Genomic DNA, 26,996 nt, shown 5'->3' on the forward strand with positions numbered 1-26,996 from the left:
CCAGAGGGCGTCGGCCCGTTCAGTCCAACCAGAGGAGTAAACGTGCAAGGGCAAGATGTAGTGGAAAAAGTCGCGGCGCGGACAGTGACGCCGGGCAAGGTCAGTCGCAGCCCGTTCGGGCCCGACGACGAAATCGGGATGCTCAACCTGATGACCGACGAGACCCGGGCCGCCGCCTGGGCGGCCGTCGACCCGACCACGATGTACGACCTCTCCGTCGACTACCACGTCGGGATGCCGTCCTGGGCCGGTCTCGGCGATCCGACCTACCAGATCTGGATGTCCCATACCCCGCAGGGCAGCGTCAACGAAAATGTTCTCGGTGTCGGTGAAACGCAGAACCAACACGTGACGTACTCCGGCGACTGCATCACGATGTACACCCACACGGGTACGCACCTCGACGCGCTCAACCACTTCGGCCTGGACGGGATGGTCTGGAACGAGGTTCGTGCCGACCGAGACCTCGGCAGCCGTCACTGGCTGAAGAACGGCGCCGAGCAGTTGCCGCCGGTGATCGCCCGCGGTGTCCTGCTCGATGTCGCCGCCGCGGCCGGTGTGGACGTCCTGCCCGATTCCCATCGGATCACCGCGGACGAGCTCGCGTCGGTCATCGAGCGACAGGGATCGCAGATTCGTCTCGGAGACGTCGTCCTTATCCGGACCGGGCGCATGCAGCTCTGGCATGACGGGTCACGCTATCTGCACAACGAGGCGGGCCTCGATCGGGAAGCCGCCGCCCTCCTCGCAGAGGCAGGCGCCATGATCATCGGTGCCGACAATGTCGCTCTCGAGGTGATGCCGAGTGTCGACCCGGCCAATTGGCACCCCGTGCACACGTACCTCCTGGGTGAGTGCGGCATTCCGATCATGGAGAACGCCTATCTCGAGGAAATTGCCGCGGCTCGGCTCTGGGAGTTCGTCATGGTAGGAGCCGGCCTGCGATTGCGCGGCGCGACTGCCTCGCCGATGCGTCCGCTGGCTTTCCCGCTCCGCGCGGGTGCGAGCCTCTCGGACGAATCCGTCGGCTGACCCGACGAGGCCGGCCGTCCGGAGTCCCGTGGCAGCCTCGGCCGGATGCGCGTCGTCGGGAGCCGATTCGCGCGGCAGTATTCCGTAAGGCGTTCTGCTGCCGCACAACAGTTATGACCCATCGGCCGTCAGGAGTTCCGAGATGCGCGAGATCGCCGACCAGCTGATCGCTTGGCACGATGGCGAGGTGCCGTTCGCCGTCGCGACCGTGGTCCGTACTTTTTCGAGTGCGCCACGAAGCCCCGGTGCGGTCATGGCGGTGTCGGCCACCGGGGAGGTGGTGGGCAGTATCTCCGGCGGGTGCGTCGAAGCAGCCGTTGTGGAGCTGGCCGAATCGGTCTTGCGCACCGGGATCCCGGCCCACCAGCGGTTCGGTGTCTCCGACGACGACGCGTTCGCGGTCGGCCTCACCTGTGGCGGATCCATCGAGGTGTTCGTCGAACGGGCGTCACACGAGTGGGGAACCTACCTGAAGGCGCTGCGTCGTTCAGCGGACACCCGTACACCGACCGCGATGGCAACGGTCATCGCGGGGAGTGTTTCCATCGGACGCCACATATTTCTCGCGAACGACACGCTCGAGGGCACCCTCGGGTCGGCAGAGCTGGATCGCGCAGTGCTCACGCAGATCGCCGGCGTGCTACACACCGGCACCGACAGTGTGGTCCGATGCGGAGGGCCGGAACAGGACTGCCTGGAGGAGGTGACGCTGTTCGTGCGCACCTTCGCCCCCAAGCCACACATGATCGTGTTCGGCGCGATCGATTTCGCGAGTTCGCTCGTCCAGATCGGCAAGATGCTCGGATACTTCGTCACCCTGTGCGACGCTCGGCCGCGGTTTGCCACCCGGGCTCGATTCCCCGACGCCGACGAGATCGTCATCGACTGGCCACACCGGTACCTCGACTCGGTGGCGGTCGATGGACGTACCGTGCTGTGCCTGCTGACCCACGACACGAAGTTCGACATCCCGCTGCTCGAGAAGGCGCTGCGGCTACCGGCCGCGTACATCGGTGCTATGGGATCGCGGCGCGCCACCAGCCGCCGCGAGAGCGAATTGCGCGAACGCGGCCTGACCGATGTCGAACTCTCGCGTTTGCACGCACCGATCGGCCTCGACATCGGTGGCCGGACTCCGTTCGAAACCGCTGTCTCCATCGCCGCCGAGATCATCTGCGCCCGGGAGGGGAGATCAGGTCGGCCGCTCAAGGAAGGCGATGCCGCGATTCACGCCGGTCCGGGTGTATCCGACTCGGCACCGCCATTCATGGCAGCGGTGTGACCTGGTCGATCGGGCTACGAGTCTCGCGTCGCGGGCATGTCTGCCGGGAGACCGGGTGCTGGTCCAGCTGCCCGGTGCGAACGGATTCGGGTTGTTTCGGCTGCTCTCGTCAGCCGCGGGCCTCCCGGCGAAACCATGCACCCGCCGGTTCAGGGCACCCCGGTAGACCCACCTGGTGGGTCTACCGGAGTGCGCCTGCGCGAGCGATGACGAACTCGCCGCGCTGTGTTGCCGCGTATTCACCTTCCGGTCGTTCTGTGGGTTTGCCCGACCGGGACTGCCCGACCGGATCTGCTTCGGAAGGCGGTGACCGCCAGCAGATCCGGCCGTGCTTTATTCGAGATGCCCTGCGGCTTCGGGGCGTGTGCGCCGGTCAGCACAGAATGCCGTGTGCCGGTCGGCACCGAATGCGCGGGCTGCAATGGTGGTTACTGCTCAGAAAAAGTGACTCATGTTCTGGGAAAGGATCACCGTGTGGTCGAGCAGTACCGTCCGGTTGGCGATCCTCAGTTCACCGTTGTCCCGCACGAGATGGTCGTCCCGGCGCCCGACCCACCAGTCGGAATGGCGTTCGTAGGTACCGCGATAGAAGTAGAAGTTGCAGCTGGTATCGAGGGAATCGCCATCGCGTGCGACGACACGAACATTGGCGATGAAATGCCTGGTCCGGCCCGGGGGGTTCTCGCCCCACGCATATTCGCTTTCCAGCTTGTGCGCCCGGAGCCTCAGCAATTCCTTGTCGTCTTCGAAGAACGCCATCTCGCCGGGTTTGCTGAACTCTTCGTCGAGCTGGCCCGTCAGTCGCGTCTGCCTGATCGGCACGAAATAGCGACAGTCGTCGGTGAACAATTCCACCCAAGTGGTGAACTTGTGCGAATCCAGCAGTGCTGCCTCGTAGTAGTAGAACTGCTCGATCTCGTGTTGCTCGTCCGCGGAGGTCAGCCGGAACCGAGGCGTGAAATCGTGGGAAGCGGTCGACCCGAGTCCGGTCTCCTGGTCCAGGAGTGGTTTCGGGAACTCGGTCGTGTTGTTCTGCGCAGCGGTAGACATGGCTTCGGTTACCGGGCCTCTCCGGGTCGGGCGTGGTTGTCGATCAAGCTGGGCCAGTCCGCCGCGTTCATCCAGTCCACCCAGGCACGGCGCGACCAGCGGACGTAGGCGTCGGTCGTGAAAGGCGACTTCATGACTGGGAAACCCAGTTGCGGATCGTCGACCATCTCGCCGAGCCCGAGACCCATGCTGAAGTTCAACCACGAATCACGCACTGCCGCGGTGGCCGTGCCTCGGGTGCTCAGCTCGAAGTTCTCGCCGTCGTCCTGCTCCACCAGGCCGGCCGGTCCCACCCGTCGCAGCTGGTTCATGCGCGCGGCTTCTTTTTCCTCGGCAGACGCGTTTTCATCCGTGAAGCAGAAGTACCAGTTCTCCGTCTCCATCGGGCCTTTGGGGTGACGGATTTCCAAGATCTGCAAGGACGACGTGAACAGCGTCATGTGCGGGAAGATACTGGAATGATCGTATTCGGTCAGACTGTCGGCGACATGGCCGTACTCGCCCAGGATGATTCGCCCTTCCTGAGCCCAGAACATGTTGTTGATCTCGTCGACCGACGTTCCGAGCTGGGTGACATACGAGGCGTGCGTGATCGCTGGATGGTAGTAGTCCTGGTCGTTCTCGACGGCAACCTTCCAGTTGGTTCGCATGCGATGCTTGATGATCCCGGGGCGGACCTTCATCTCGCCGCGGCCGGCGAGCCGATCGATGATGAACTTACCCGGCGCGCCCAGAAATTCGTCGAGAGTGGGTGCCGCGGGGTCGAGAGTCGCGAAGACGAAACCGCGGTAACTGTCGACATGCGCGGCTCGCCGTAGGCTCCAGGCTTCCTTGTCGAAATCTCCGTTGTAGAGCTTCTTTGCCCCGGGGACCCCGACCAGCTTCCCTTCCAGGTTGTAAGTCCAGCCGTGGTAGGTGCACATGAATGTCTTGGCGTTGCCCGAGTCCGCCTTGCACACAGAATTTCCTCTGTGCATGCAGGTGTTGAGCAGCACCTGGATGGACATGTCCCGCGCGCGCGTCACGAGTACCTTGGCTTCGCCCATGTAGGTCTGGAAGAAATCGCCGGGTTTCGCGATCTGACTCTCGTGGCACATGAAGAGCCACGATCTCGCGAAGATCCGTTCGAGCTCCATTTTGTACAGCTCTGGATCCGAATAGACCGCGCGACTGATGAGTCCATTCTCATGATCTACGTATCGTGTGAATGAACCGGTCGGCTGACCAACGGTCGTCATGTCTTCCTCCGACTATGGGCGTGATGTCCGGAAGGACCGCGTGCTGTAGCGGTCGAGACGGCTCGCGTGGGCATCCAGTGACGTCCCGCGCGTAGTCCTCTATTCAGGACGTTGTGTTGCCTAGAAGAGACTAGTGGTGTGCATCACTCTGGTCAACGAGCACTTTGCCCGGTCGGGCGGATCGGATATCGGTGCGCGGGGTCGGAAAGTGGTTCGACCTGCGGTGCGGGTGGTCTACGGCCGGCCCTCGATCGTGGCCGCCGCCCCGGTTTGTGGCACCCCTCGAGTGCGGCAGGGTCGACTCCGGTGCTCCCGGTCATGTGGCGCGGGCGCGGCTTAGCCGTCGGCGGCACGGCGGGATCGGCTTGGCCGACGCCTCGTCGCGCGGCCAGGAGTAGTGACTCGGGGCATCGTTGACGGGGCGACATGTCACGAGTAGTCTTCTCTGTTAAACATCGTGTCCTGTATAGGAAACTATCAGCCTCAATTGCAGGTGGGGTGTCCTGAGACGCCCGGCTTCGCGATATGGGTGTGTTCGATGTGCTTCAAGCGGAATGGCGAGTTGGAAGGTCCCGGTCGAATGTCCCTTACCGAGTGGAACAAGGTGGCGAGCAAGGACGATCTGCCGGAGGGCGAGATGATCGGCGTCGAAGTGGCGGGCCTCAAAATATGCCTGGCTCGTATCGGCGGTGATTACTACGCGATCAACGATGTCTGTACCCATTTCGCCACTCGCTTGAGCGATGGTGAACTCTGCTCCGACGAGATGGCGGTGCAGTGTCCGCTGCACGACAGCAAGTTCAGCTTGGTCGACGGGACCCCGGACGACGAGCCCGCTGAGGATCCGGTTGACGTATATGCCGTCAAGGTCATCGGCGATGACATTGTCGTCGGCCCCGCCGGCTAGTCGCGGGATCGAAATCACCAGGTGAGGGAAATGAGCGATAGCGTCGCCATCGTGGGCGCGAATCTCGCGGGTGGCCGTGCTGCCCAAACTCTTCGTAAAGAGGGCTTCGAAGGCGAGATCCACTTGATCGGCTCGGAGCCGCATCCGCCATACGAGCGTCCGGCACTCTCGAAGGAGTTGCTGCTCGGGGACTACGAGCCGAGGCAGACCTACCTCCAGAACGAAGAGGCGTGGGCCGAGCAGGGCGTCGAACTCCGACTCGGCACGACGGTGACTCGGATCCACCGTTCGTCGCGCCGGCTCGAGCTCTCCGATGGCAGCTTCCTCGAGGCCGGCAAGGTGCTCTTGTGCACCGGCGGTCGTGTTCGGCGGCTGCCTCTGCCGGGGGCGGAGCTCGACGGGGTCGAGTACCTGCGGACGATCGAGGACGCCCTCAGTGTGCGTGATCGACTGACGGGCGGTGCGCCCGTGGTGGTTATCGGAGGCGGGTTCATCGGGGCGGAGGTCGCCGCGTGCGCACGACTCGCTGGGGCCGAAGTCACCATGGTGGAGTCGGAGCGGGTGCCGTTGTGGCGGGTGCTCGGAGAGGAACTCGGCGGCATCCTGACCGACATCCACCGTGACCGCGGAGTCCGCATCAAGACGAAGGTCACGGTGGAACGGATCGAGGGCAACGGAAGCGTCAGTGCTGTGTGGACGAGCGACGGCGAGCGAATCGACGCATCCACGGTTGTCGTCGGAGTGGGCATCAACCCCGCGACCGAGCTGGCCGAAGGTGCCGGCGTCGACGTCGGTAACGGAATTCTGGTCAACGAGTTCTGTGAAACCTCGGTGCCGGGTATCTACGCGGCGGGTGACGTAGCGAACCACCCGAACGCGATCCTGGGGAATCGGGTCCGCCTCGAGAGTTGGGAGAACGCGCGAAAGCAGGCGGCCGCGGCCGCGAAGTCGATGCTCGGGAAGCCGCAGGCGTACAACGACGTTCCCTGGTTCTGGTCCGACCAGTACGACATCAACATACAAATGGCGGGACAACCCGATCCCACAGATGCGATCGTCTACCGGGGGGACCCCAGATCCGATTCATTCAGTGCCTTCTTCCTGCGCGAGAAATCGCTGCGTGCGGTGGTGGCGGTCAATCGCCCCCGGGATGTGAAGCGGACAACGAAGTACATCGCCTCGAAGCAATGCCTTGTGTCGGCTCAGCTCGCCGATGAAAGCGTCGATCTGAGAAAACTCGATGGCTGACCGGCAGGTCGTGCAGCCCCGAACCTAGGTCAGCACTGGGTATTTGCCCGGTGTGACCGCGGCGACCGACTGACATGGTGAAGCTTTACTGGCCAGTCGTTTCCGAAGGAACCCATGATCGAGCTACTCGACCGAACTGCCGCACCCGGCGACCTCACTCCGGGCGGACTGCGATGAGCGACCGAACCGCGGTGGTGCGGGCCGAGAGTGTCGAAAGCGTTCGGGCCGACTCGTGGCGGCCGGAGCAGCCGGTCCCGTCCCCGCGGCAGGTTCTGCGTGATCTCACGCCGCGCACCGCCGCCAACGGGCTGATCGCGATCATTTTCTCCTGCACCGGCCCGCTGGCGGTGATCGTTACCGCCGCGCAGCGCGGAGGTCTCAGCGCTGCACAACTGGCCTCCTGGATCCTGGGCGCATTCCTCCTGAACGGCTTGCTGACCGTGGCCGCCTCGTGGACCTACCGGCGCCCGCTGGCGTTCATGTGGACGATTCCTGGCACCGTTCTGGTGGGTGAGGCGCTCACACATCTGCCGTGGGCGCAGGTCGTCGGAGCCTATTTGGTTACCGCCGCACTGATCCTGATCCTCGGTCTGTCCGGAGCCGTTTCCCGGGTGATGAACCTGCTTCCCACGCCCGTGGTCATGGCGATGGTGGCGGGAGTCTTCGTGCAGTTCGGCGTCGGCCTCATCGACTCGGTCACCAAGGCAGCCGTGATTGCCGCACCGATGATCGCGGTTTTCGTGTTCCTGTCCTGGTCCCAGCGCATCGGCGCGATCATGCCGCCGGTACTGGGAGCGCTGCTGATGGGCGCAGCGATAGTTGTTCTCTCCGGTGACCTCACCGCCGTCACCACCGGCCTGAGTCCGGTGGTCGCGCCGGTGTTCACAGCGCCGGAATTCAGCATCGCCGCAATGACCGAACTCGTCATCCCGCTGGCGGTAACGGTGATCGTGGTACAGAACGGCCAGGGGATCGTGGTGCTCGAGGCCGCGGGGCATCGGGTGCCGATCACCGCGGCCACGGTGTTCTGCGGATTGTGGTCGGCGCTCAATGCTGCGGTGGGGGCGGTGTCGACCTGCCTGACGGGTCCGAGCAACGCGCTGCTCACCGCGTCCGGGGAGCGGGAGCGTCAGTACACCGCCGGAATCGTCTGCGGGGTACTGGCCATCGCAGTAGGACTCTTCGCTGGAATCTCGGTGGGCGTGGTGTTGGCCCTGCCCGCCGCGTTCATCGCCGCACTGGCGGGGCTGGCGATGCTCGCCGCGCTGAAAGGCGCGTTCACGGCGGCGTTCTCCGGTGTGGCGAGCACTGGTGCGCTCGTCGCGTTTCTCGTGACGATCGCGGGACACAATTTCGCCGGGATCAGCGCGGCGTTCTGGGGTCTTGTGATCGGAGTTCTGACAGCCCGTCTGGTCGACACGGACTGACAGAATGGCAGTGCCGCCGCGACAACGTTTGCGGAATGATCGCACGGTCGCGGCGGCACGTTTCGATACCGCACTGCGGTGGCAGCGGCGCCCATTGGTCAGGACGCCGCTGCCCACACATCGTTTACTCGTGAACTGACGGATGCGGATAAGGCCGAAGGCCGGGCCGGTTCACAGGCCGCTGACGAGAGCCTTCATCGCCTCGAGGATATCCGCGGAATCAGCGCGCTCACGAGCCACTTCGGTCAGGGCTGAGCGCATCGCCCCCACCAGCAACTCGCCGATCGCTCTCGGTGAGGCCTTGGTCTTGACGGTGCCCGCCTTCTGCGCGGCCGCGAGTTCCTCGGAGATGAATTCCGCGCACACCTGGGAGGCGTGGCCGCGCACGGGAGCGAGCGCTTCATCCAATACGGGATCGTCGATCGAATAGAAGCGGCCGACCAGTGGCCGTCGGGCGACCTCCAGTATCACTTCCGTCACCGCGAGCACGCGGGAGGTGAGGTCGCCGTCGCCGGTGAAGACGGCGGAGACCTTCTCGATCAACTCGTCGTTGATCTCCTCGTAGAGCTCCCGGAACAACTCTTCACGGCCTTGCGGAAAGTAGGTGTAGACCGTGACCTTGGAGGCGCCGGCTCGGGCTGCGATGTTCTCAACGACCGCAGAGCCGTATCCGGACTCGGCGAACACCTCGAGAGCCGCGTCGAGCAGCTCCCGGCGTGTCCTGAGCCTGTTCCGCTCCCGCAGCGACATTCGCGCCGGGCGCTCGTCCGATGTCGCCTTCGCAGCCACGACCCAACTCCTTCGATACAACGTTGATGATCCGAGATTCTGACGATACCCGTTAGGACAAGTGGTATCCGTCAGAGGACAATGGTGACAACCTTTTCTTCGGTGTTGGCGAGGATGCCACTCCAGCCCAGCTCCCGGCCGATGCCGCTGGCCTTCATGCCGCCCCACGGCAGGGCGGGGTCGATGGCACCCCAGCCGTTGACCCAGACCGCACCTGCACGTACCTGAGCGGCGAGCCGATGGGCGAGGCTCACATCCCGGGTCCAGATCGTGGCGGCGAGTCCGTATTCCGTGTCGTTGGCGATGCGGATCGCTTCCTCGGCGTCATCGAACGCGATGACGGTTCCGACCGGGCCGAAGATCTCTTCCCGAGCGATGGTGGCGTCATTGCTGACGTCCGCGAAGATCGTGGGCTCGACGAAGAAGCCGTTGGCTCGCGGACGGCCACCGCCGGCGACGAGCCGCCCGCCTTCGGCTTTACCTCGCTCGATGTAGCCGAGGACCCGCTCCCAGTGTTTCCGGCTGACCAGCGCGCCCATTGTCGTAGCGGGGTCGAAAGGATCGCCGACCACCTGTGCCCGCGCCACCTCGCCCAGAGCCTTGACCACGCGCTCGTAGAGCGAGCGGTGCACGAGGATCCGGGTACCGGCAGCGCATACTTCGCCCTGGTTGAAAAACAAACCCATCGCGATACCCTGGACCGCCGCATCGATATCGGCGTCCGGGAGCACGATGTGCGGGCTCTTGCCGCCGAGTTCCAGGGTGACCCGTTTGAAGGAGTCGGCCGCGACCTTCTGGACTTCGCGACCGACCGCGGGCGAGCCGGTGAAACTGATCTTGTCGACACCTGGGTGACGCACCAGCGCGGCTCCGGCGACGGTGCCGAGTCCTGGGACGACGTTGACGACACCGGGCGGGAACCCGGCTTCGTCGATCAGCGCGGCCAGGTGTAGCACCGACAGTGGAGCATCCTCAGCGGGTTTGACGACCAGTGTGTTGCCCGCGGCCAGCGCCGGCGCGAGCTTCCACGCGGCGATCATCAGCGGCGTATTCCAGGGGATGATCGCGGCGATCACGCCGATCGGTTCCCGCACGGTATAGGAGTGTGTCGGGTGTCCCTGGTAGCCGGCGGTCGGCACGGAGCTGCCCTGGATCTTGTCGGCCCACCCGCCGAAATGGCGGAAAGTCGCGATTGCGTTGGGTATGTCGAGCGCGGCGGCGTGCGTCACCGGTTTGCCGACGTCGAGTGCCTCGAGACGTGCCAGCCGGTCGGCATCCCGCTCGATCAGGCCGGCGAGCCGGTTGAGTAGCCTGCCCCGTTCGGCGCCGGGGACCCCTGACCAAGGCCCGTCGAAAGCACGGCGGGCCGCACGGACCGCCTCGTCCACCGCGGTCTCGTCACCCGCTGCGATGGGAGCGATCAGTGTCCCGTCCGCGGGGTTCACATTGTCGAAGGTGCTGACCGTGGAGCGCCAGGTGCCATCGATGAAAAGCCCGGTGGGGGGCAAACTCGGCACCGCGGTCGAACGTCCGCCTGTCGTGACGGGAACTGCCCGGGATGTCGGGTGCGTTTCGATGGTCTCCAGTTCATCGAGGCTGGTGCCGAGACGATCGATGAGGAGATCGACATGCTCGTGTTCGAAGACCAGCGGCGGGCGGATCTTGAGCACATTGTCGTTGCGGCCGATCTTGCTGATCAGCACCCCCTTGCGCCGCATATCCTCGACGATCCACTTGGCCTGTGCGCCGTCCGGCCGTCCATCCGCGTCGACGAATTCGAGACCGAAGAACAGGCCTGTTCCTCGTACCGTCTTGACCTGCGGCCGGTGTTCGACGAGCTTCTGCAGGAGTTCGCGCGCGCGGCCACCGACAGCCAGCGCGTTGCTCTGCAACTCGCGGTCGGCCATCTCACCCAAGACCGCGATACCCGCCGCTGCCGAGACGGGATTACCGGCGAATGTGTTGAAGTAGAGGTTTTCGGACCCGAATTCGTCCAACAGCTCGGTCGTGGTCACAACGCCACCGATCGGATGGCCGTTCCCGAGGGGTTTGCCCATGGTGACCAGTTCTGGTGCGATGTCGAAGAGTTCGTGCCCCCAGAAGTGCGATCCCGAACGGCCCAGCCCGGACTGCACCTCATCGGCGATGATCACGCCGCCGGCTGCCCGGACCATGGCCGCGACCGCTTCGACGTAGCCCGGCGGCGTACGAAGCAGCCCCTCGGTCGAGAAGAGCGGGTCGAACAAGAAGGCGGCGACACCGTGGCCCGCGTCCCGCAACGAGGCCAGTGCCGCCTCGACCTGGCGTAAGGCGTCGTTCAGCACGAGATCCGCCGGCCGATCGTCGGCGTCGAGATCGGGAACTCGCAGGGCCCGGACATGGGCGCCGAGCTGTTCCTTGACCTGGAGACCTGTGGTGATCTCGGCCAGGCTGATGGTGTTGCCGTGGTAGCTGAAGTCCGTGACGAGGATTCCGGTGTTACCCGTGTGCTGCCGGGCGATGCGCAGGGCGAGCTCGTTGGACTCGGATCCGCTGTTGGTGAACAGCACCTTGTCCAGCCGCGGGGCGAAGGTCGAAAGCAGCGCCTCGGCATATTCCACAACGGAATCGTGCAGGTAGCGGGTATTCACGTTGAGTCGTGCCGCTTGTTCGGCGATCGCCCGGACGACGACGGGATTGCAGTGCCCGACATGTGGCACATTGTTGTACGCGTCCAGGTATTCGGTACCGTCCGTGCCGCGCAGCCACACGCCTTGCCCGGTCGATACGTGCAGTGGTTCGTCATAGAACGTGGGCGAGTGTGGTCCGAGCGTGGCCTTCCGGCGGGCCATCAGAGCCCTCGCTGTCCACTTGGTGGCGGTGTTCATGACGTCTCCTGGTCGACCGAGGAAAATATTTGAACTAAGAGTACACCTTCTTCACTGTAAGTACAGATAGATGCGGGGCGTGTTGCATCGCCGCCTGCGGTGAGAATCGCGGCTCTTGTCGCGTCGGTGCCGCGGCAGGTCTCGTCTATTTGCCGCGGTGCTGCGCCCGCGATCAGTCGGCGCGGGGGATGGCTCGCGACGCGGAGGCGCAGACCTGTCGAAGAATGGGGCCGAGTCTGGGCGAGTCGAGCCGGCCGTGCGCGCCGGAAACGGAAAAGGCCGCGACAGCGCGGCCGCGGCGGTCCAGAATCGGACCCGCCAGGCACGTCAGGCCGATTCGGCTTTCCTGTCGGTCGATGGCGAGGCCGGTTCGGCGGGTGGCCGCCAGTTCCTCGATGAGGTACTTCGGGTCGGTGATCGTGTGTGTGGTCAACGCGGGAAGCGGTTCGGGCAGTGCGAAGTGTGCGGCGGTGGGCTGGTAGGCCAAGAGAATCTTGCCGATCGCGGTGCTATGGGCGGGCAGACGTCCCCCGATTCGGGATGGTGCCGCGGTGGTGTGATGGCCGTAGAGTTTGGCCAGATACACCACGTCGGTACCGTGCAGTACGCCAAGGTGCACAGTGTGGCGGGTGAGTTCATAGAGATCGGTGAGAAACGGTAGTAAGAGGTCGCGCAGCCGTTCATGTTCCGGCGAGTAGACGGCCCGGCCGAGTTGATGGAGGCGGGCTCCCAGCCGGTAAGCCGTGCCGACGCGTTCGACCACGCCGTTGCGCTCGAGCAGGCCCAGTACGCGAAAGGCGGTGGACTTGCTGAGGCCGGTGCGGCGAGCGAGCTCACTGACGCCGACGCCGGTGCTCGCCTGCTCGGCCAGCGCGATCAGAAGGCTGATTGCTTTGTCGACGGCTGCTCGGTCGTCGCGCACCGGTTCGGCAACAGAAGTGGTCATGCGGACTCCTTTCCGGACCGTAAGAGTTTCTTACTGGACGGAACTCTGAGTGCAATCATCCGAGCTGCGGGTACTCTAGTCAACGTGACGACATGTACATTAAAAGTGACACCTGGCCGCTGGGCCGACGACCCTTTCAGCGTGGGTTCCGTCGTATCCGGCCTGGATTTCCGGCGTTCTGGGCCGATCCGCCATTATGCGGACGTGAGCGAGTGCGGAAAGCTGTCGCTACGTTGAATGACACTATGCTCATCAAAAGTGACGGTCGGCCGAACGAGAACGAGCTCGTGGCGCGAAACGTGCGCCGCTATCGGCAGGAGCGGGGCATGTCGCTCGGCGAGCTGGCGCGGCGTTCCGGACTCTCGAAGCAGACCCTGTCGAAGATCGAGCAAGGCATGGGTAACCCGACGGTGGAGACGTTGGCGTTGCTCGGCGGCGCCCTCGATGTGTCGGCGCGACGTTTGCTGACCGAATGGGGTACCCCGGTCTACGTACAGCGCGCTGCCGAAGGTCGATGGAACGAGGACGCGGATCGGTCGGAGCGGCTGCTCGACGAGGTCTACGGTTCGGGGTACGTGCGCACCCTGATCCTGCGGCTCGAGCGCACCGGTGCCCAGCGCGAGATCGTGGAGCCGCACGCGCCCGGCACGCTGCATCATCTGTACGTCGTCACCGGAAAGCTACGCACCGGGCCGGTGAACGACTCGGTCGACTTGGCAGGTGGCGATTTCGTGCGGTTTCCCGGCGACATACCCCATCGGTATGTGTGTCTCAGCGAGCGGGTGGTCGCTCACATGGTGACTACGGTGCCCCAGGTGCGGCAGTTCGGCCCACCGTGAGGAACGGCGACATCGGCTCGAATGCCGCTCCTGGGTCTACGGAGTTGGTCAGGGGTGACCCGGCATTCGGGGACCGATTTCAGGTACCGGGTACGTGGTCCAGCTTTCGGTCGAGGGCCGTCACCCAGTTCGGCTCGGCGATCAGCAGGGTCAGTTCCGCATCGGGGAGATCCACGTCCACGACGGGGCGAAAATCGGCGGCCTCGGCGGCGGCGATGGTGGCCTGGTCACCCGCCGTCGCCGCGAAAACGATTCGGCGACAGGCTTTATCGGCTTGCAGGATGGCGTGGACGAGTACGGCGAGAACATCGGTCAGCTCCGGCCCGGAAAGGTCGCCCGCGGTCCGGATCTCGATGTCGTGCGTGTTGGCCGGATAGCTGCGCGCGAGCCGGCCGGTACAGCATCGTTGCAATTCGACGGTGCTCTTTCGGTCGCCAGGACGACCGAGGGTGAGCCTCGTCGTAGTGCGGGTACGCGCACTGATGGCATAAGTCCACGGTGCTGGAAGAGTGAGCGGTGGAATCGGCGGGGCGGTCATCGGAGACCGTCGGTGACGATACGGCGGATATTGATCTTGTCGAGTTTGCCGGACGCGTTGCGCGGCATGGCGTCGAGGATCGTCAGCTGCCGCGGCAGCTTGTAGCGTGCCAATTTTTGGGCGGCGTGCTCCCGCACGTCGTCCAGTGTGGTCGTGCCCCCGTCCGCGAGACAGAGCACGGCGACCACAGTTTCACCCCACTGCTCGTCGGGGGCGCCGACCACGGCCACATCCACCAGACCGGGGAGATCGGCGAGAGCGTTCTCCACCTCGGCCGGATAGATGTTCTCGCCGCCGCTGATGATCATGTCCTTGAGCCGGTCCACGATGTAGAGGTAGCCATCCGGGTCGAGGTAGCCGATATCTCCGGAGTGGAACCAGCCCTCGTCGTCGAACGCTGTGCGGGTCGCCTCCGGATTGTTCCAGTAGCCCGGGGTGACGTTCGGTCCGCGCACCACGACTTCGCCGCTGGTTCCCGGTTCCACGGGGCGGTTTGTGCTCGGATCGACCACACGGACTTCGGTATAGGGCATGGGGATTCCGGCCGAACCGAGCTTGTCGAGGGTGCGCTCGACGGGGAGGTGGGTGGAGAACGGGGCGGTTTCGGTGAGCCCCCATGCTTGCTGCAGCACGATCCCGTGCTCGGCGTAGAGACGGATGAGCGAGGGCGGCACCGGTGCGCCGGCCACGACGATGCTGTGCACACTCGACAGATCGGAGTCGAAGACGCCGGGGACGCGGGCAAGCGCGGCGAGCATCGCGGGTACCGCGAAGAACGAGTTGACGCGGAACTCGACGAGATCCTGGAGGAATTGCTGCGGTTCGAATCCGCGACGCACCACCGCGGTGCCGCCGCGGGCCAAGGTACGTAACAGCAGCGCGTTGAGTCCGCCGATGTGAAACAGGGGGGCGACGCCGTGGGTGACGTCGGTGCGACGGGTATCCAGCCGGGAGTCGACGTTGATGCCGTTCCACCAGATGTTCCCGTGGGTGAGGATCACTCCCTTGGGCAGTCCGGTGGTGCCGGAGGTGAACATGAGAATGCCGGGGTCGTCGAACGCGCGCGCCGCGAGGACGGAGGAAGGTGCCGCCGCATCCAGCAGCGGGGCCCAGAACTCCCATCCTGCGGGCACGTCCGCGGGTGCAGGCACCGACGAGTCGTCATCGATGAGCAGGAAGTGCCGTAGCGCGGTCGCGTCGCGTACCGCGTCGACGGCGGCCCGATGGCCTTCCTCGCAGACGATGCCAACGGCACCGCTGCTGTGCAGTACCGCCTTCAGCTCCGGGCCGGCCAGCCGAAAGTTGACCGGCACGAAGATGGCGCCGAGACGGAAAGTGGCGAAGAGGGTGATGAGGAAGGCGGGACTGTTGAGGCCGACGTAGGCGACCCGATCGCCCGCTCCGATGCCGCGGTCGGCCAGGACCGTGGCGAGCCGGGCGGCGCGGTCGTCGAGTTGCGCGTAGGTGAGGTCGCCACCGGTGTAGTGGATCGCCACGGAGTCGGGTTGATAGCGCGCGCTCCGCTGGACCGCGGCCGCGGTGTTGATGTCGACGGCCACTCCAATGGGGGCGTTTATGCTCATCGGTTTCCTCGGATCCTGGTCGTGAGCTACTACAGATGATCGCCGCCGGCAGCGGTCGCGAAGCCGCGCACGCCTATTCCCCCGTCGACCGAGATGGCCTGTCCGGTAATGGGACCGCTCTGTTCCCGGGACGCGAGCAGCACATACGAGGCGGTGAAATCGCGAGGGTCGGTGCTGGCGTCATGCAGCGGGATGGGAGGCGGCGGGTTGTCGGGCTTCTTCTTGGCGAAAGACGCGGCGAGGGAACGAGTTTGCAGGGCGAGGGACTCCGGGCCGCGCAGGTCGGTGTTCATGCCGCCGCAGGCGACACCGTTGACGCGCACCTTGGGCGCCAGCTCGTAGGCGAGTTCCTTCATCAAACCGAGGCAGGCGTGCTTGCTGGCGGTGTACACCGGTCCGCCGCCGTTGACGTAGAAGGAGGCGTTGGACAGCGTCATCACGATGCTTCCGCGGGTCTTGACCAGTTCGCGCCACGCCGCTTCGGCGGCCAGGAAGTACCCCTTCACGTTGACCGCGAAGATCTCGTCGAAGGTGTCGGACAGTTCCGCGGCGGTCAGGCGGGTCAGCTGTCGCTGGTAGTCCCAGATACCGGCGTTGGCGACCAAGGTATCCAGTTTTCCGAAGCGGTGGACGGTTTCGGCGACAGCCGCGTGTACCTGGTCGGAATATCGGACATCGGCTTCCACGGCGTGCATGCGCGACGGGTCGGGCGAGTTCTCGACGACGGTCTTCAGTTGGTCCAGACGGCGTCCGAGAATCACCACCGAGGCACCCTCGCTGACGAATCGCTCGGCGACGGCACGGCCGATTCCCGATCCGCCGCCGGTCACCAGCGCGACGTAGCCCGGCAGCCAGCCGGTCATGCCTGCTCCGCCAGGAAATCGGTGACCAGGCGTTCGAATTCCCGTGCTCGTTCCAGCTGGACCCAGTGTCCGCAGTTGCCGAAGACGTGCAGTTGGACGTCGCGGATGTTCTTGAGCATGATCTGGGCGCCGTCGAGGGTGATGGTGCGGTCGTCGCGTCCCCACAGCAGCAGGGTGGGTGCGGTGATCTTGTGCAGGTCACGCCACAGTGGGTCCATGCCGTGGCGTTTGGCGAAGGCGGCGTTGTAGCGGTGATAGAACTCGATGTGACTGGCGTCGAGGGATGCCTCGTAGCGGGCTCTGACGACGTCTTCGCCGAACTGTTTGTGGTCGAAGACCATGGTGCGGATGAAGTTGGCCATCTTCTTCTCGCTGGGGCCGCCGCCGTTGTAGTAGCGGAACATCTCCTTCTGGCCTTCGGTGGGGGTGGGGCCGAAGGGCAGCCAGCCGCCGCCGGGCGCCATGAGCACAAGTTTGGCTACGCGACGCGGCTGGGTCTGGGCCATCGCGATCGCGGCGGCGCCGCCGAGGCTGTTGCCGAGGAGGTGGAATCGTTCGATGCCGAGCGCGTCGAGGGCTTGGCCGAGGGCGTCGATGGTGATCTCGGTGATCGAGCGGGCGTCGAGGTCGGCCTCGGTGGGCCGGTAGCTCGCGCCGAATCCTGGCTGGTCGGGCAGGATCACGCGGAATCGCTGGGCCAGGGCCGGGAGGTTTTGGTGATAGTTGCTGATGCCGGATGCACCCGGCCCGCCGCCGTGCAGCATGACCAGTGCCGGCCCTTGGCCGCACTCCGCGATGCTGATTTCACCGAGAGCAGTGGTAACGGTGTGATGGTCGAGCCGGATGTCGTTGTGCACTGCACTGTCGAGGTCGGTGGTGGACACGGGTCGTTTCCCCTCGTAGGTCGGGTCAGAAGAAGGTGGAGATGTTCTTCGACTGCAGGATGTTCTGGTCCAGCAGGATGGTGCGGCGGGCGACCTGCAGGCGGCCCTCGCTCCTGCGGAGGACGTCCGTGCGCTTACCGGCGAAGATGTTCTCCTCACGCTCGAGGCGGTTGCGGTAGACCAGAAACGCCGATCGCACCAGCAGATCGTCGGGCGTGAAACCGGCGTGCTCTTCCGGGTCTACGTGATGTACGACGACATTGGTGACCAGGTGGCGGGTGCGCGAGGGCGGATCTTCGGCCCAGGCCATGCCGGAGTCGAAGCGCCGGATGCGCCAGGTCAGGCTTTCTTTGGTCTCCTCGTAGTAGGCGGCCTCGCCCCGCGCCGCGATCGAGAGCGCCTGCTGGCGGCGTAGCCGGTTGGTGCGGGTGGGCATCCAGTAGTCGAGGTCGTCGGCGAGCAGGTCGAGCCAGTCGGTGAAGCGGCCGTCGTCGAGCAGTTCGGCCTCGGTGTAGTAGAACTGCTCGACCTCGAAGTGGATCTCGCGGTCGGCCCGCAGAGTTGCGGCGGACTGCGTTGTGGTGCTCACAGTGTCATTCCATCCCTTCTGAAGAAAGGTGCCGAAGGGTCGTTCCGTAGAGCGGCACGTCAGCCGCGCAACAGTTTGCGGAGGTCGGTGGCAGGATCGGCGAGTGCGGTCGCCCGGACGGCGATGCCGCGATCGATCAGCCGTCGGGCCGCGCGGATGGCGGTGGAGTCGCCGACACCGACCGCTCCCACCACCCGGTCGCCGACCAGCCCGAACGCGGCGAACGGTGGTTCGCCCAGGCCGCCACGCAGCACGGTGGTTTCGGCGGCGGCCATGTCGCCGACCGCTTCTACGTGCAGGTGATGCCGGTCGGTCCAGAACCAGGCGGCGGTCTCGGCGGGCGGTGCGGTGCCGAGGATGGTCGCGGCGGCGCGCTGTCCGTCGTGCTGGGCGGCTTCCCAATGCTCGGTCCGCGGCAGCAGCACGCCGTCCCGGCGGACGCGGGTGGTGTCGCCGACCGCCAGGACGGCCGGGTTGGAGGTGACCTGACCGCGGTCGACAACGATGCCTCGATCGACCTCCAGCCCGGCTGTCTCGGCGAGCGCGGTCTCCGGGACCATGCCGACTCCCAAGACGGCGAGGTCGAATTGCCGCGGTTCGGCGCCGTTCGTCAGCTGCACCTGGATGCCGGATGCGATGCTCGCGATCGATTCCACGCCGGCGCTGATGGTCTCGATGCCACGCTCGGCATGCATGTCGTGCAGCCAGGCGGCGATCTCCGCGCCGACGGCGCCCAGCAACGGTGGCCGCACCGGGTCGACCAGGACCACGTCACAGCCGAGATCGACAGCCGTCGACGCGACCTCCGCGCCGATCAGTCCCGCACCCACGACCAGAACACGTGCGCCGGGTCGCAGATCGGCGCGCAGCCGTTCGGCGTCGGTGGCGGTGCGCAGGACGTGCACGCGGGAACTGTCGCTACCGGGGATCGGGGGGCGCGCCGCGCGGCCTCCGGTCGCGAGGACCACGCGGTCCGCGGAAAGCAGTGTGCCGTCGGCGAGTTCGACACTGCCGAGGTGCGGTCGCACCGCGATGGCGGTCGTGTTGCTGATCAAGCGGATCTTGTTGTCGTCGTACCACCGCTGCGGCTGCAGTGCGATGTCGGTGAGTTCCTTGGTCCCGGCGAGGAACTCCTTCGACAGCGGTGGCCGGTCGTAGGGCAACCTGCCCGCATCCACCAGGAAGAGTTCTCCGAGATACCCGCCGCCGCGCAGCGCGGCCGCTGTGCTGACGCCGGCGATACCTCCGCCGACGATCGCGATGCCGCCGATCACGGCTTCTGGCCGGGGAACAGGAAGACCTCGCCGTCGCGCACTTCGACCCGGTGCGGGCAGGCATTCACCGTCGCCGGAAGGCCCTGAACTTCCCCGGTTTTCAGGCAGAACCGGCTCGAATGCATCGGGCATTCGACGAATCCGTCCTCCACCCAGCCTTCGGCCAGCGAGGCGGTCTCGTGGGTGCAGGTGTCATCGAGCGCGTAGACGCTGCCGTCGTCGTCACGCAGCAGTGCGATGTCGTCCTCGGTACCGGTGATGGACTTTTCGATGGCGATGCCCTCGCCGACGGGGATGTCGTCCAGAGCGGCGACGCGAATGCCGGTGGTGTTCATCGGTTGTCCTTTTCGTGCCACGCGGGTGTGTTCATCAGCTCGCGCCAGCGGTTGTAGAAGGCACGGCCCGCGGCGTCGCTGTAGAGTTCGCTGGTTTTGCCGGGGTGGCGGCCGTCCGCACGTTCGGAGCCCAAGCCCATCTGATAGTTCAGCGGCACGCGGTTGGTGATGAACCCGTGCGAGATGGCCTGTACCTCGCTCCAGTTCTCGCCGTCGTCCTGCTCGAAGATGCCACTGGGACCGAAGGTGCGCAGGTTGTAAAGCCGTTGCGCTTCCCGCACTTCCGGAGGCATGGACTTGTCGACGATCGTCCACGCCCACACTTCCATGCGGTCGGGGCCCTTGGGGTGCCAGACGCGGATCGTGCCGATCACCGGCAAGTAGGAGAAGTTCGGGAAAACAGTGGCGTGGCCGTCGGTGAGCGGGCCTTCGACCCGGGCGTCACCCAGGCGTTCGCGCAGCGCGGCATAGTCGGTCCACTCGTGCACTGTCTGCGCGTTGAAGCGGTTGCGCGGATGCACCGGGAAACCGGCGCCGTGCCCGTTCGCATCGACATACTGGCGACCGGTGCGATGCACGATCTCGGTCTTGGGTTTCTTGTCGGGGGACAGCACCATCAGAGCCGACGCGTGGCTCATGTTGACGTGGTACCAGTCGGTGGCGAACTGTTCGGCCGCGAGCTTCCAGTTGCCCTCCAGCTCCCACTTGTGCACGCCGCCCGCGACGACCGTCCCGGCTTCGTCGTGATCGAGCATCGCGTCCATGTACCAGGCCATATCCCCGAGGTACTCGCGCAGCGCGACCGGCCGGGGATTCCAGGTCCCGAAGATCAAGCCGTGATAGGACTCGATATTCGGCACCTCGACCAGGCCCCAGTCCTTGGTGTCGAACGACGCCGGGTAGCCGTCCTGATTCGGGATGGATACCAGCTTGCCGTCCAGGTCGTAGGCCCACCCGTGGTAGGTGCAGGTGAAGTTGCGGGTCGCCCCTACGTCGGCGCGGCACACCCGGGCGCCGCGGTGGCGGCAGGAGTTCAGGTAGGCGCGGATCCGGCGGTTCTTGTCCATGGTGACGATGACGGGGTCCTCACCCATATAGGTGGTGAAGAAGTCACCCGGCTTGTGGAACTGGTCGATGTGCGCCAGGAACAGCCAGCTCGGGGCGAACACCCGGCGCAGCTCCTGCTGATAGAGCCGTTCGTCGGTGAAGATCGCCCGGTCCAGCAGGCCGCCTTCGGCATCGACCAGCCCGGAGACATCGATATCGCGGGCCAGATCCGCCGGACGCCGCAGCGCACCGCACGGAGTGGCCGTCGCGCTCTCGGAACCGGCAGGTTCGATGGTGGAGGTCATGGCACCTACAGAACCCGTGATCGAGGGCCGACAGCCACCGCGTGTTCCGCAGGGCGGCACGACAGCTGGAACGGCACCCGGACGCCCACGAGTGTGAGGCCATGCTCGCTGCACAGGCCGTATCTCAGAGTCCGACCGACCCGCTGGCCGGTCTGGTGGTACACGACGTCCCCGTGCCGTCACCGAAACCGGGCTGGACCCTGGTTCGCGTCGTGGCCTCGTCGCTGAACATGCACGATCTGTGGACGCTGCGCGGGGTCGGGCATCCGCCGGAGCGACTGCCGATCATCCTGGGTTGTGACGCCGCCGGCTACGACGAGGACGGCACCGAAGTGATCGTCCACCCGGTCATCGCCGACCCGGACGCCGGCGGCGGCGACGAGACCCTCGATCCGAATCGGGCGCTGATGTCCGAACAATACGATGGCACCTTCGCCGAGTACGTGGCCGTCCCTGCTCGTAACGTACTGCCGAAGCCGGCGTGGCTGTCTTTCGACGAGGCCGCGTGCCTGCCGGTGGCCTGGACCACGGCCTACCGGATGCTGTTCACCAAGGCCGGGATCCGCCCCGGTGACCGCGTCCTCGTGCAAGGCGCCGGAGGCGGGGTCGCCTCGGCCGCGATCAAGCTGGCCTCGGCCGCGGGCGCGGTGGTCTACGCCAGCAGCCGCAGCGCCGACAAGCGAGCCGAAGCGCTGGCCTGGGGCGCTCATGCCGCCGTGCCGACCGGCGAGCGGCTACCCGAGCGGGTCGATGTCGTCATCGAAACGGTCGGGGCGGCGACCTGGCAGCACTCGCTGAAATCGCTGCGCCCCGGCGGCGCGATCGTCGTCGCCGGCGCCACCAGCGGCGCGGACCCCTCGGCCGACCTGAACCGCATCTTCTACCTGCAGCAGCGCATCCTCGGCTCCACCGGCTGCACCCGTGCCGAACTCGTCGGGCTGCTGCGGATGCTGGAGTCGACGGGGGTGCGCCCGGCGATCGATCGCACAGTGCCGCTCACCGACATCCACAAGGGATTCCAGCTCATGATCGACGGAGGCCTGACCGGCAAGCTCGTCATTCATCCGCCCGCCCCCGCCCACTGAACGACTTCGAGGATCAACTCTCATGACAGCAGCAGCAGTCGGCCTGTCCCACTCACCGCTCATCGGCAAGAACGACCCGGCGCCGGAGGTTCTCGCGCGGGTGGACGAAGCCGTGACGATCGCGCGGGACTTCATCCGCGATTTCGATCCCGAGCTGGTCGTGCTCTACGCCCCCGACCACTACAACGGCTTCTTCTATAAGGAGATGCCACCGTTCTGCCTGGCCACCGAGGCGCACGCGGTGGGCGACTTCGGCACCGTCGCAGGCGCGCTGTCGGTCGACAGCGCCGCCGCGACAGCGATCGCGCGAGGCGTTCTCGACCGCGGCGTGGACTTGACCATCTCCGCGCGCATGACCGTCGACCACGGCTTCGCCCAGCCGCTCGAAGTGCTGTTCGGCGGCATCGACCAGGTGCCGGTCGTCCCGGTGTTCGTGAACGGAGTCGCGACACCGCTCGGCCCGATGAGCCGCATCCGCGCGCTGGGCACCGCGATCGGAGAAGCGGCAGGCGAGCTGGACCTGCGGGTGCTGTATCTGGCCTCCGGTGGACTGTCGCATGATCCGCCGGTGCCGGTGCTGCAGGGGGCTCCGCCGCGCGTGGCCGATGCGCTCATCGAGGGACATCCACCGACACCGCAACAGCGCGCTCGCGGAGAGGAGCGAGTCGTGCAGGCGGGACGCGACTACGTCAGCGGAACCAGCTCGATGACCCCGATCAACACCGCCTGGGACAACCAGCTGCTCGACCTGCTCGCCGAGAACGATCTGGCGGAATTCGATACGTGGACTGTCGAATGGATGGGGCAGCAGGGCGGTGGCTCCGCGCACGAGGTGCGCACCTGGATCGCCGCCTTCGCCTCACTCGCCGCAACCGGGCGCTACGACTTGAATTATCGTTTCTACGAGGCCATTCCGGCGTGGATCGCCGGCTTCGCCGTGGCGACCGCGCGACCGCGGCGGTGATGTTCGAAGGCTTCGGCCATCACCGGATCGAAGTCGATGGCGTCGAGATCAATCTCCGGACGGGAGGCAGCGGTCCACCTCTGCTGCTTGTGCACGGCTACCCCCAGACACATGTCGCATGGCACCGAGTGGCTCCGATTCTCAGCGAGCACTTCACCCTGGTGATACCTGACCTGCGTGGCTGTGGCGACAGCGGAAAGCCGCCCGGTGACGCCACCCACCTCGCCTATTCCAAGCGCGTGCTGGCAGCCGATCAAGTGCAGGTGATGCGCGCCCTGGGGTATCCGCGTTTCCGCGTCGCGGGGCACGACCGAGGTGGCCGTGTGGTGCATCGCCTGTGCCTCGATCATCCCGACCGGATCGAGCAAGCCGCCGTGCTGGATATCGTCCCGACGCGACACGCCTACCGTACGGTCGACAAGGTCATGGCCGCGACGTATTTCCATTGGTTTTTCCTCATCCAGCCCTACGACCTACCGGAGCGGCTCATCGGGGCCGAATCCGACCTGTGGCTCGACCGGCTGATGAATGTCGGTGCCGAGGACGACTTCTTCGATGTCGAGGCGATCGCCGAGTACCGGCGCTGCTTCCGGGATCCGAAGACGATCCACGCCACGTGCGAGGACTACCGAGCCGCGGCAGGGATCGATCTCGATCACGATGCCGCCGACCTCGATCGCAGGATCGGCTGTCCGCTCTTGGTTCTGTGGGGTGAGCGTAGCTTCGTCGGTCGCCACTATGATCCGCTCGGGACCTGGCGGGAAGTAGCGGCCGATGTTCGTGGTTGCGCCCTGCCATCTGGGCACTTCCCGGCGGAAGAGGCTCCTGGTCGGACCGCCGAGGCGCTACTGAACTTCTTCGAGCCCTGATGATGACAAATGCACACACCTGCTCGACCCCCGAGAGGGAAAAGAACGCCGCGACCAGCCGGAATGCCATTGACAGAATAGTGAACGGATAGTACAAATAGCTAATCGCTAGTATAAGCCGTAGGTCGCTCTCTGGGTGAGCGGCTGTCGGCACAGACCATCTGGGAGTGTTGCGACCGTTCGGCATTGTCGCCGTGCTCGAGCTGCCCCGATCAGAATGGACATGGAGGTGGCTGGCACGGTGTACCTGGAAAATCCCGATATCGAGTTCTCCGACATCGTGCTGCGCGAGGACGTATGGACAGCTGACTCCCCGTCGAGCGTGCGGCCACGATCGGAATGCTTGTTCCCGGCGGTCACAGTGCTTCAGTGTGCCATCCGTAGCAGCGACGTGGATACGACATGGCCGAAGTTGGCACGACTGGCGCATGAATTGGGCAGATTGTTCTGCAGCCGCCACACCTTGGAGCCGACGGAGCTGAGTAGCCGCATAGACGCGGTGATCGGCGAGATCGATGACTGGGCGGTCTACGCGCTACCCAACCGTGGCCGTGAGATGGCGCTCGAGTCGCTGGGATTGGTGATAGCGAAGCTGGCCAAGGCGGATGTTCTGGCGTTACAGGAACTGGGGGATTGGTCCCCGCCGGCGGACCGAACCGAAGCGACGCAGGCGCGGACAGCTCCGGCGCGGCTACAACGTCTATGGCGACGGCTCGCGCAGCAAGTGCAGGCCTATGAAGCGATGGTCAAGAACGTGCTGTCGGGTGCATGGGAGTTGCCCGGATACGTACCCGACATCGACGGATTGCACGTGCGCTATTGACCCGAGTCGAGATCGTCGCAGGTCCCCTGGATTCGACGCGACGATCGACATTGCGGGCCGAACCGCAGCGTCCGCGCGGTTTCCCGCGCGATCGCGTGATTCTCGGTGAGCTACGCGATCGCGCGGGCCGCCTTCGGGTGCCTTGACAACTGCCGCGAGCGCTACCAGGTCGGCGATCAGTCGGCGCCGACCCTACCCCAACCACGAACCGGTCGCGCGGCGGTATACAGCTACTCCGGATCCCAATGGGCAGTGGGCGGTATCTTCGGTGCGCTCTGCACCGGCCCCGCTCGGAGCCGGTGCACAGGCGACGATGAGCCGATCCCGCCTACGGCAGAGCGAAAACGGCGCGTCGGGTGCCGGGGTCAGGCGGGAAAGGAGGAGCGGGCGTGGTAGCCGTAGTCCGCGAGAAGCGAAACACCATTGACGGCAACGGATTTCGGTGAAGCCAAGCTGAGCACGAGCCACGCGATGTTCTCCGGTGTGCTCACCGGATAGTCCACCCCGGCGAAGGATTCGATCCCCATCCCATCACGCGACATCGGTGTGTCGACGATCGACGGGCATACGCTGTTGACTCGAATGCCATGCGGCTCGTGCAATTCCACGGACAGTGCCCGGGTAAGTTGGACGACCGCGCCTTTGGACGCGTTGTAGGCGAGCATACCGGGCGCGGTGACGAAGCCGGAGTCGCTTCCGACCAGGGTGTACGTCGGGTCGACGCCCTCCTTCAGATACGGCAGTGTAGTTTTGGCCGTCAAGAACGCACCCAGGACGTTGATTCGCTGGACTTCGAGGAAGTCGTCCGCCTGGATCTCATCGACGGTTTCGCCGAGGGCCCCCGCGATACCGGCGCTGTTGACGACATGGTCGAGTCCGCCGAGTTCGGAGGCGATCGAGGTGACCGCGCTCTGCAGCGAATCCTCGTCGGCTACGTCGGCCACGACTCCGACGATCGTCGCCTCCGGGTGCGCGGCGCGCAGCGTCTTCAGAGCCGCGTCCATCCGTTCGGGGGAGCGGCCGACAATTCCTACGCGCGCCTGCTCGCCGGCGAACAGGTCCGCGACCGCCAGGCCGATCCCCGACGTTCCGCCGGTGATGAGGACATTTCGTCCTTCGAGTCCAAGGGTGATCATTCTTGCGCTCCTGGTTGAGAGATGTGTGGACGTCGGCTCCAGCGGATCACCGCTGGACAACCTGTTGACTCGACGAATGGTGCGGATGGCTCGCCGGACGGCGCTCGGACCGCCACCGCCGGGAAATGGTCGGCGACCGCGTCCTACCGCGGAACCGGCCGTTGGAGCAATTCTGCCGCGAGGTCCACGACCAGGGGGCGGATATGCTCGAGGATGAAATCGGAGGTCTCGTCGCCGGGACGGTCCGCGGCCCAGCCCAGATAGGTCAGACCACGAGCGAGAAGCATCGGGCGCAGTGCCGAACAGTCGGAGGAGTCCAGTTCCCGCACGCTCCGGTAGCCTTCGCACAGTGCGTCGAGGACGGCGTCGGCCCGGGGATGCGGCTGGTAAAAGAAGAACGCGGTCGCGAGGTCGAACAAGTAGTATCCGTAGCCGCTGTCGTCGAAATCGATGATGGTCATCCGCTGCGTGTCGACCAGGACATTCTCCGGCGTGAAGTCCGCGTGGATCTGACCGTACCGTCCGGGCAGCCGGCCGTACTCCTCCAGCGTGGCGATCAGCAGTGGAATAGCCTTCTCGACGATTGCGCTCTCGCGGGTTTCGCCGGTGAAAGCGCGTCGCGGGTCGCCCCACACCGCCCGGTCGCCGACCAGGCCGTGTGCGTCCCAGGCCGGCCGGGTGGATCGCCCGGTCCCCTCGATCGAGGACACCGCATTGTGGAATTCCCCGATCAGCGCGCCGAGGGCTTGGAACTGGCTCTCGTCGACCGGCGCTTCGCCGAAGAACGCTGTGCCGATGTCGCCGAGCGGTTCGGCTTCTTCCACCCAGTCCAGCATATCCACCTGATGCAGCTCGCCGTCGTCGTCGGCGACCAGGCAGAGGGGAGCGCCATTGGCGGACGCGCGGACCCGTGGCACGGCGACACCGGCATTTTCCAGGGCGCCGAGCAGGTCGAGTTCTTCGGCGATCTCGTCGTCGCTGCGGTAACCCGAGCGGTGGATTCGCAGGGCGCAAGTTCCGCTCGCCATTTCCACTTTGAACACATAGTTCTCGCGGTATTTGACAAACGTGAGCAC

General features: G+C 65.5%; 25 protein-coding genes and 1 pseudogene. 10 read left to right on the forward strand and 16 right to left on the reverse strand.

Annotated elements, in window-relative coordinates:
* Positions 1 to 42 precede the first annotated feature (42 nt).
* Both ACT89H_RS22995 and ACT89H_RS23000 read left to right on the forward strand, forming a co-directional pair.
* Positions 43 to 1,032 carry a cyclase family protein gene (locus tag ACT89H_RS22995; RefSeq protein ID WP_445110719.1) on the forward strand — a complete coding sequence of 330 codons (990 nt, stop codon included), beginning with the start codon at positions 43 to 45 and terminating at the stop codon, positions 1,030 to 1,032.
* A gap of 142 nt (positions 1,033 to 1,174) precedes the next feature.
* The gene (locus ACT89H_RS23000; protein ID WP_445110720.1) at positions 1,175 to 2,314 is read left to right on the forward strand and encodes an XdhC family protein; all 1,140 of its coding nucleotides are present in this window, start codon (positions 1,175 to 1,177) and stop codon (positions 2,312 to 2,314) included.
* Between the two features lie 435 nt (positions 2,315 to 2,749).
* Here the strand turns inward: ACT89H_RS23000 and ACT89H_RS23005 are convergent, their stop codons facing one another.
* Together ACT89H_RS23005 and ACT89H_RS23010 are read right to left on the reverse strand one after the other, a co-directional pair.
* Positions 2,750 to 3,364, reverse strand: coding sequence for an aromatic-ring-hydroxylating dioxygenase subunit beta (locus ACT89H_RS23005; protein ID WP_445110721.1), 615 nt, complete (start codon positions 3,362 to 3,364; stop codon positions 2,750 to 2,752).
* Between the two features lie 8 nt (positions 3,365 to 3,372).
* The gene (locus tag ACT89H_RS23010; RefSeq protein WP_445110722.1) at positions 3,373 to 4,602 is read right to left on the reverse strand and encodes an aromatic ring-hydroxylating oxygenase subunit alpha; all 1,230 of its coding nucleotides are present in this window, start codon (positions 4,600 to 4,602) and stop codon (positions 3,373 to 3,375) included.
* A 580-nt stretch (positions 4,603 to 5,182) separates the two neighbouring features.
* Between ACT89H_RS23010 and ACT89H_RS23015 the strand changes: the two genes are divergently transcribed.
* The 3 genes from ACT89H_RS23015 to ACT89H_RS23025 all read left to right on the forward strand — a co-directional run bounded on the left by ACT89H_RS23015 (position 5,183) and on the right by ACT89H_RS23025 (position 8,184).
* Entirely contained in the window at positions 5,183 to 5,509 is a 327-nt protein-coding gene (locus ACT89H_RS23015; RefSeq protein WP_445110723.1) for a Rieske (2Fe-2S) protein, read from the forward strand.
* A gap of 30 nt (positions 5,510 to 5,539) precedes the next feature.
* Positions 5,540 to 6,757 (forward strand): NAD(P)/FAD-dependent oxidoreductase, encoded by a 1,218-nt coding sequence (locus tag ACT89H_RS23020; RefSeq protein ID WP_445110724.1) that lies wholly within the window; start codon positions 5,540 to 5,542, stop codon positions 6,755 to 6,757.
* Positions 6,758 to 6,930: 173 nt separating this feature from the next.
* The gene (locus ACT89H_RS23025; protein ID WP_445110725.1) at positions 6,931 to 8,184 is read left to right on the forward strand and encodes a benzoate/H(+) symporter BenE family transporter; all 1,254 of its coding nucleotides are present in this window, start codon (positions 6,931 to 6,933) and stop codon (positions 8,182 to 8,184) included.
* Between the two features lie 171 nt (positions 8,185 to 8,355).
* Here the strand turns inward: ACT89H_RS23025 and ACT89H_RS23030 are convergent, their stop codons facing one another.
* The 4 genes and pseudogenes from ACT89H_RS23030 to ACT89H_RS23045 form a co-directional block, all read right to left on the reverse strand.
* Positions 8,356 to 8,973 carry a TetR/AcrR family transcriptional regulator gene (locus ACT89H_RS23030; RefSeq protein WP_445110726.1) on the reverse strand — a complete coding sequence of 206 codons (618 nt, stop codon included), beginning with the start codon at positions 8,971 to 8,973 and terminating at the stop codon, positions 8,356 to 8,358.
* 71 nt (positions 8,974 to 9,044) lie between these two features.
* Positions 9,045 to 10,490, reverse strand: coding sequence for a phenylacetaldehyde dehydrogenase StyD (styD, locus tag ACT89H_RS23035; protein WP_445110888.1), 1,446 nt, complete (start codon positions 10,488 to 10,490; stop codon positions 9,045 to 9,047).
* Between the two features lie 99 nt (positions 10,491 to 10,589).
* Positions 10,590 to 11,840 (reverse strand): annotated as a pseudogene (locus ACT89H_RS23040) (aspartate aminotransferase family protein); the annotation flags it as partial.
* A gap of 172 nt (positions 11,841 to 12,012) precedes the next feature.
* Positions 12,013 to 12,786: an IclR family transcriptional regulator gene (locus ACT89H_RS23045; protein ID WP_445110727.1), complete on the reverse strand. Its 774-nt coding sequence runs from the start codon at positions 12,784 to 12,786 to the stop codon at positions 12,013 to 12,015.
* Positions 12,787 to 13,031: 245 nt separating this feature from the next.
* Between ACT89H_RS23045 and ACT89H_RS23050 the strand changes: the two genes are divergently transcribed.
* Positions 13,032 to 13,625, forward strand: coding sequence for a helix-turn-helix domain-containing protein (locus tag ACT89H_RS23050; RefSeq protein WP_445110728.1), 594 nt, complete (start codon positions 13,032 to 13,034; stop codon positions 13,623 to 13,625).
* Positions 13,626 to 13,704: 79 nt separating this feature from the next.
* Here the strand turns inward: ACT89H_RS23050 and ACT89H_RS23055 are convergent, their stop codons facing one another.
* Genes ACT89H_RS23055 through ACT89H_RS23090 form a run of 8 tightly spaced genes read right to left on the reverse strand, consistent with a single transcriptional unit; the run spans position 13,705 to position 20,860 of the window.
* On the reverse strand, positions 13,705 to 14,163 hold the full coding sequence (locus tag ACT89H_RS23055) for a hypothetical protein (protein ID WP_445110729.1): 459 nt from the start codon (positions 14,161 to 14,163) through the stop codon (positions 13,705 to 13,707).
* A complete protein-coding gene (locus ACT89H_RS23060) occupies positions 14,160 to 15,746 on the reverse strand; it encodes an acyl-CoA synthetase (RefSeq protein WP_445110730.1) in 1,587 nt (528 codons plus the stop codon). The genes ACT89H_RS23055 and ACT89H_RS23060 overlap by 4 nt, the downstream gene beginning before the upstream one ends.
* 29 nt (positions 15,747 to 15,775) lie before the next feature.
* Entirely contained in the window at positions 15,776 to 16,609 is an 834-nt protein-coding gene (locus ACT89H_RS23065) for an SDR family NAD(P)-dependent oxidoreductase (protein ID WP_445110731.1), read from the reverse strand.
* On the reverse strand, positions 16,606 to 17,493 hold the full coding sequence (locus ACT89H_RS23070; RefSeq protein WP_445110732.1) for an alpha/beta fold hydrolase: 888 nt from the start codon (positions 17,491 to 17,493) through the stop codon (positions 16,606 to 16,608). The genes ACT89H_RS23065 and ACT89H_RS23070 overlap by 4 nt, the downstream gene beginning before the upstream one ends.
* Positions 17,494 to 17,518: 25 nt before the next feature.
* Positions 17,519 to 18,082, reverse strand: a complete 564-nt coding sequence (locus tag ACT89H_RS23075; protein ID WP_445110733.1) for a 3-phenylpropionate/cinnamic acid dioxygenase subunit beta — start codon at positions 18,080 to 18,082, stop codon at positions 17,519 to 17,521.
* A 59-nt stretch (positions 18,083 to 18,141) separates the two neighbouring features.
* The gene (locus ACT89H_RS23080) at positions 18,142 to 19,356 is read right to left on the reverse strand and encodes an NAD(P)/FAD-dependent oxidoreductase (protein WP_445110734.1); all 1,215 of its coding nucleotides are present in this window, start codon (positions 19,354 to 19,356) and stop codon (positions 18,142 to 18,144) included.
* Positions 19,353 to 19,691 carry a non-heme iron oxygenase ferredoxin subunit gene (locus ACT89H_RS23085; protein ID WP_445110735.1) on the reverse strand — a complete coding sequence of 113 codons (339 nt, stop codon included), beginning with the start codon at positions 19,689 to 19,691 and terminating at the stop codon, positions 19,353 to 19,355. Before ACT89H_RS23085 ends, ACT89H_RS23080 begins: the two co-directional genes overlap by 4 nt.
* Entirely contained in the window at positions 19,688 to 20,860 is a 1,173-nt protein-coding gene (locus tag ACT89H_RS23090; RefSeq protein ID WP_445110889.1) for an aromatic ring-hydroxylating dioxygenase subunit alpha, read from the reverse strand. The genes ACT89H_RS23085 and ACT89H_RS23090 overlap by 4 nt, the downstream gene beginning before the upstream one ends.
* A gap of 284 nt (positions 20,861 to 21,144) precedes the next feature.
* On the opposite strand from ACT89H_RS23090, the gene ACT89H_RS23095 reads away from it, so the two are divergent.
* From ACT89H_RS23095 to ACT89H_RS23110, 4 genes are all read left to right on the forward strand, one after another.
* The gene (locus ACT89H_RS23095) at positions 21,145 to 22,128 is read left to right on the forward strand and encodes a zinc-binding dehydrogenase (protein WP_445110736.1); all 984 of its coding nucleotides are present in this window, start codon (positions 21,145 to 21,147) and stop codon (positions 22,126 to 22,128) included.
* A gap of 22 nt (positions 22,129 to 22,150) precedes the next feature.
* The gene (locus tag ACT89H_RS23100) at positions 22,151 to 23,092 is read left to right on the forward strand and encodes a 3-carboxyethylcatechol 2,3-dioxygenase (protein ID WP_445110737.1); all 942 of its coding nucleotides are present in this window, start codon (positions 22,151 to 22,153) and stop codon (positions 23,090 to 23,092) included.
* The gene (locus tag ACT89H_RS23105) at positions 23,092 to 23,961 is read left to right on the forward strand and encodes an alpha/beta fold hydrolase (protein ID WP_445110738.1); all 870 of its coding nucleotides are present in this window, start codon (positions 23,092 to 23,094) and stop codon (positions 23,959 to 23,961) included. Before ACT89H_RS23100 ends, ACT89H_RS23105 begins: the two co-directional genes overlap by 1 nt.
* 217 nt (positions 23,962 to 24,178) lie before the next feature.
* Positions 24,179 to 24,784, forward strand: a complete 606-nt coding sequence (locus ACT89H_RS23110; protein ID WP_445110739.1) for a hypothetical protein — start codon at positions 24,179 to 24,181, stop codon at positions 24,782 to 24,784.
* Positions 24,785 to 25,149: 365 nt separating this feature from the next.
* Here ACT89H_RS23110 and ACT89H_RS23115 read toward each other — a convergent pair whose 3' ends face one another.
* Positions 25,150 to 25,920, reverse strand: a complete 771-nt coding sequence (locus ACT89H_RS23115) for an SDR family NAD(P)-dependent oxidoreductase (protein ID WP_445110740.1) — start codon at positions 25,918 to 25,920, stop codon at positions 25,150 to 25,152.
* Positions 25,921 to 26,063: 143 nt separating this feature from the next.
* Positions 26,064 to 26,996 carry a phosphotransferase enzyme family protein gene (locus ACT89H_RS23120; RefSeq protein WP_445110741.1) on the reverse strand — a complete coding sequence of 311 codons (933 nt, stop codon included), beginning with the start codon at positions 26,994 to 26,996 and terminating at the stop codon, positions 26,064 to 26,066.

Source organism: Nocardia aegles (assembly GCF_052545135.1).